This is a genomic window from Tenacibaculum sp. UWU-22 (assembly GCF_041021355.1).
Taxonomy (GTDB): Bacteria; Bacteroidota; Bacteroidia; order Flavobacteriales; family Flavobacteriaceae; genus Polaribacter.
The window spans coordinates 1-5425 of the sequence record NZ_JBFNGP010000009.1 but is presented as its reverse complement, the minus strand read 5'-3'; the positions used below and the strand labels follow the sequence as shown (position 1 = coordinate 5425).

At 44.9% G+C, this 5425-nt stretch carries 2 tRNA genes and 2 rRNA genes; all 4 read right to left on the bottom strand.

The window, feature by feature from the left end:
* Positions 1–94 precede the first annotated feature (94 nt).
* Positions 95–2966 (bottom strand): 23S ribosomal RNA (locus AB2B44_RS10460).
* Positions 2967–3137: 171 nt separating this feature from the next.
* Positions 3138–3211: transfer RNA gene (locus AB2B44_RS10455), tRNA-Ala, on the bottom strand.
* A 127-nt stretch (positions 3212–3338) separates the two neighbouring features.
* Positions 3339–3412: transfer RNA gene (locus AB2B44_RS10450), tRNA-Ile, on the bottom strand.
* Between the two features lie 130 nt (positions 3413–3542).
* Positions 3543–5059, bottom strand: a 16S ribosomal RNA gene (locus AB2B44_RS10445).
* The 16S and 23S rRNA genes sit together here with 2 tRNA genes alongside, the layout of an rRNA operon.
* Positions 5060–5425: the final 366 nt, after the last annotated feature.

Sequence of the window (5425 nt, the reverse complement as noted above, 5' to 3'; positions counted from 1 at the left end):
ACTTATAAGTTAACATATTGGTAAAATCATATCCTAAATTACATCATAGTTTTTTATCTAAAAGAGTTTGCTCCCGGTCCGAAGACCGGGATACGTACATAAGCCTATGGGTTATTAGTACTACTCGGCTACATACATTACTGTACTTACACCTATAGCCTATCAACGTTGTCATCTTCAACGACCCTTTAAAGAAATCTCATCTTGTGGTGGGTTTCGCGCTTATATGCTTTCAGCGCTTATCCCTTCCCAACGTAGCTACTCTGCAGTGCTCCTGGCGGAACAACAGATACACTAGAGGTTAGTCCAACTCGGTCCTCTCGTACTAAAGTCAGATCCACGCAAATTTCTAACGCCCACAGCAGATAGAGACCGAACTGTCTCACGACGTTCTGAACCCAGCTCGCGTGCCACTTTAATGGGCGAACAGCCCAACCCTTGGGACCTTCTCCAGCCCCAGGATGTGACGAGCCGACATCGAGGTGCCAAACCCCCCCGTCGATGTGAGCTCTTGGGGGAGATCAGCCTGTTATCCCCGGAGTACCTTTTATCCTTTGAGCGATGGCCCTTCCATGCGGAACCACCGGATCACTATGCTCTACTTTCGTACCTGATCGACCTGTATGTCTCTCAGTCAAGCTCCCTTATGCCATTGCACTCTACGCACGGTTACCAAGCGTGCTGAGGGAACCTTTAGAAGCCTCCGTTACTCTTTTGGAGGCGACCACCCCAGTCAAACTACCCACCACGCACTGTTCTCATTGCTGAGTTAGGCTCTAAATAAGCAAAGGGTGGTATTTCAAGGACGACTCCTGAGCGCCTAGCGACACTCATTCACAGTCTCCCACCTATCCTACACATTACTTATTCAAAGTCAATACGAAGCTATAGTAAAGGTTCACGGGGTCTTTTCGTCCCGCTGCGGGTAATCGGCATCTTCACCGATACTACAATTTCACCGAGCTCATGGCTGAGACAGTATCCAGATCGTTGCACCATTCGTGCAGGTCGGAACTTACCCGACAAGGAATTTCGCTACCTTAGGACCGTTATAGTTACGGCCGCCGTTTACTGGGGCTTCATTTGATTGCTTCGCCGAAGCTAACAACTCCACTTAACCTTCCAGCACCGGGCAGGTGTCAGGCCTTATACATCATCTTGCAATTTAGCAAAGCCCTGTGTTTTTGATAAACAGTCGCCTGGATCTTTTCACTGCGGCCCTACCGGAGTAGGGCGACTCTTCTCCCGAAGTTACGAGTCTATTTTGCCTAGTTCCTTAGCCATGAATCTCTCGAGCACCTTAGAATTCTCATCCCAACTACCTGTGTCGGTTTACGGTACGGGTTCTTATAACCTGAAGCTTAGAGGTTTTTCTTGGAAGTTTTTAGGCACACTATCCACGCATCCGAAGACTTGTGGTACTATCACACTTTGGCTAAACTAGCGGATTTGCCTACTAGTCTAATACCTACATGTTTCAACGAGCTATTCCGTCAGCTCGCGGTGCTTTCAATACTCCGTCACCCCATCGCAGTTATAAGAAGTACAGGAATATTAACCTGTTGTCCATCGACTTCCCCTTTCGGGTGCGCCTTAGGCCCCGACTAACCCTCAGCTGATTAGCATCGCTGAGGAAACCTTAGTCTTTCGGTGTGCGGGTTTCTCGCCCGCATTATCGTTACTTATGCCTACATTTTCTTTTCTATACGTTCCAGTATTCCTCACAGAAAACCTTCAACACATATAGAATGCTCCCCTACCACTTTAATAAGTCCATAGCTTCGGTAATATGTTTATGCCCGATTATTATCCATGCTCGACCGCTCGACTAGTGAGCTGTTACGCACTCTTTAAATGAATGGCTGCTTCCAAGCCAACATCCTAGCTGTCTGGGCAGTCAAACCTCGTTTTTTCAACTTAACATATATTTGGGGACCTTAGCTGATGGTCTGGGTTCTTTCCCTCTCGGACATGGACCTTAGCACCCATGCCCTCACTGCTGATAAACATTTTATAGCATTCGGAGTTTGTCAGGAATTGGTAGGCGGTGAAGCCCCCGCATCCAATCAGTAGCTCTACCTCTATAAAACTTTATATCAACGCTGCACCTAAATGCATTTCGGGGAGTACGAGCTATTTCCGAGTTTGATTGGCCTTTCACCCCTACCCACAGGTCATCCAAAGACTTTTCAACGTCAACTGGTTCGGTCCTCCACTGTGTGTTACCACAGCTTCAACCTGCCCATGGGTAGATCACTCGGTTTCGCGTCTACTACTACTAACTATACGCCCTATTCAGACTCGCTTTCGCTACGGCTCCAATCCTTAAAATCTTAACCTCGCTAGCAACAGTAACTCGTAGGCTCATTATGCAAAAGGCACGCCGTCACACAGTAAATGTGCTTCGACCGCTTGTAGGCGTACGGTTTCAGGTTCTCTTTCACTCCCTTACTTAGGGTTCTTTTCACCTTTCCCTCACGGTACTAGTTCACTATCGGTCTTTCAGGAGTATTTAGCCTTACCGGATGGTCCCGGTGGATTCATACAGGATTTCACGTGTCCCGCACTACTCAGGATACTACTATCAATAACTTCGATTACGTATACGGGATTATCACCCTCTTTGATTTGTCTTTCCAAACAATTCTACTTCTCTTAGCATTGAATATCGTAGTCCTACAACCCCAAAATTGCCGTAACAACTCTGGTTTGGGCTAATCCGCGTTCGCTCGCCACTACTAACGGAATCACTTTTGTTTTCTCTTCCTATGGTTACTTAGATGTTTCAGTTCACCACGTTTGCTCACCTTACGGTGTGATATGTCTTCAACATACCGGGTTTCCCCATTCGGATATTTACGGATCATAAAATATGTGCTTCTCCCCGTAACTTTTCGCAGCTTATCACGTCCTTCTTCGCCTCTGAAAGCCTAGGCATCCTCCATACGCCCTTATTTAGCTTATTGTACTTTTTGCTGTAGTATTGCTACTACAACGAGCTCTTTATAATTCTTATAAAAATTTGTTGTTAGATATTATCTAACTCTCTATCTTGATTCTTTACGATATCATTTTACCATTATGTCAATGAACTTTACTTAATTTCGAATTAAATTCTTCTAATTCTAATTAATTTGTGGAGAATATCGGAGTCGAACCGATGACCTCTTGCGTGCAAGGCAAGCGCTCTAGCCAGCTGAGCTAATCCCCCTTATCAATTCCGGTAGTTAACAACCAGTAATCAGCTAATGATATACTACTGTAATGCCTACTGAAAACGGGAACTTCAACTCCTAGAATTTCCTATTTCGCTAAAATTTAATCTTTTTCTTACTTTGTAGTCTCGGGCAGGCTCGAACTGCCGACCTCTACATTATCAGTGTAGCGCTCTAACCAGCTGAGCTACGAGACTAGATTAAGTTTTTAGCCTTTTTTGACTACCTAAAAACTTTAAAAGCTTCTAAATATTCAAATTATTATTTTTTAAAATTAACAGCAAAGAGTAAAATAAGCCTCTTTCGTAACTCTCCATATTTCTCTAAAAAGGAGGTGTTCCAGCCGCACCTTCCGGTACGGCTACCTTGTTACGACTTAGCCCTAGTTACTAGTTTTACCCTAGGCGGCTCCTTGCGGTGACCGACTTCAGGCACCCCCAGCTTCCATGGCTTGACGGGCGGTGTGTACAAGGCCCGGGAACGTATTCACCGGATCATGGCTGATATCCGATTACTAGCGATTCCAGCTTCACGGAGTCGAGTTGCAGACTCCGATCCGAACTGTGATAAGGTTTATAGATTCGCTCCTACTCGCGTAGTGGCTGCTCATTGTCCTTACCATTGTAGCACGTGTGTGGCCCAGGACGTAAGGGCCGTGATGATTTGACGTCATCCCCACCTTCCTCACGGTTTGCACCGGCAGTCTCGCTAGAGTCCTCAGCTTAACCTGTTAGCAACTAACGATAGGGGTTGCGCTCGTTATAGGACTTAACCTGACACCTCACGGCACGAGCTGACGACAACCATGCAGCACCTTGTAAAGTGTCCGAAGAAAAAGCAATCTCTTGCCCTGTCACTCTACATTTAAGCCCTGGTAAGGTTCCTCGCGTATCATCGAATTAAACCACATGCTCCACCGCTTGTGCGGGCCCCCGTCAATTCCTTTGAGTTTCAATCTTGCGATCGTACTCCCCAGGTGGGACACTTATCACTTTCGCTTAGTCACTGAGATAATCCCAACAACTAGTGTCCATCGTTTACGGCGTGGACTACCAGGGTATCTAATCCTGTTCGCTCCCCACGCTTTCGTCCATGAGCGTCAGTATATACGTAGTAGACTGCCTTCGCAATCGGTATTCTATGTAATATCTATGCATTTCACCGCTACACTACATATTCTATCTACTTCCGTATAACTCAAGTCAACCAGTATCAAAGGCAGTTCCATCGTTAAGCGATGGGATTTCACCTCTGACTTAATTGACCGCCTGCGGACCCTTTAAACCCAATGATTCCGGATAACGCTTGCACCCTCCGTATTACCGCGGCTGCTGGCACGGAGTTAGCCGGTGCTTATTCTTACAGTACCGTCAAATACCTACACGTAGGTACGTTTCTTCCTGTATAAAAGCAGTTTACAACCCATAGGGCCGTCTTCCTGCACGCGGCATGGCTGGTTCAGAGTTGCCTCCATTGACCAATATTCCTCACTGCTGCCTCCCGTAGGAGTCTGGTCCGTGTCTCAGTACCAGTGTGGGGGATCTCCCTCTCAGGACCCCTACCTATCGTTGCCATGGTAAGCCGTTACCTTACCATCTAGCTAATAGGACGCATAGTCATCTTATACCAATAAATCTTTAATTAAATTACGATGCCATATCTTAATGTTATGGGGTATTAATCTTCATTTCTAAAGGCTATCCCCCAGTATAAGGTAGATTCTATACGCGTTACGCACCCGTGCGCCGGTCGCCATCTTCCCGAAGGAAATGCTGCCCCTCGACTTGCATGTGTTAAGCCTGCCGCTAGCGTTCATCCTGAGCCAGGATCAAACTCTTCATTGTATAATCTTTAATATTATAAATGTCTAGTTTCAAAAGAATTTCTGTGTTCCATATTATATATGAAACTATGGTTATTCTACTCTTTGTTTTACGCTGTCAATTTCAATTGTTTCAATGAACTTTTTAATCAGGTTTACCCAATTAAATTTACTTGAAGAAATGTTAGAATCGAACTAACTATACTTAAAATTTATTCTCGCCTCTTGAGAAAAAAACTCAAATAAACTACTTAAATATATTCCAAAATCTCTGTGAACTTAAACCTCCATTTCTGAAAGCGGATGCAAAATTATAAACTATTTTCTAATTAGCAAAAACTTTTTTTATTTTTTTTCAAACCCCAATTTCAAACAACCAAAAAAAAAA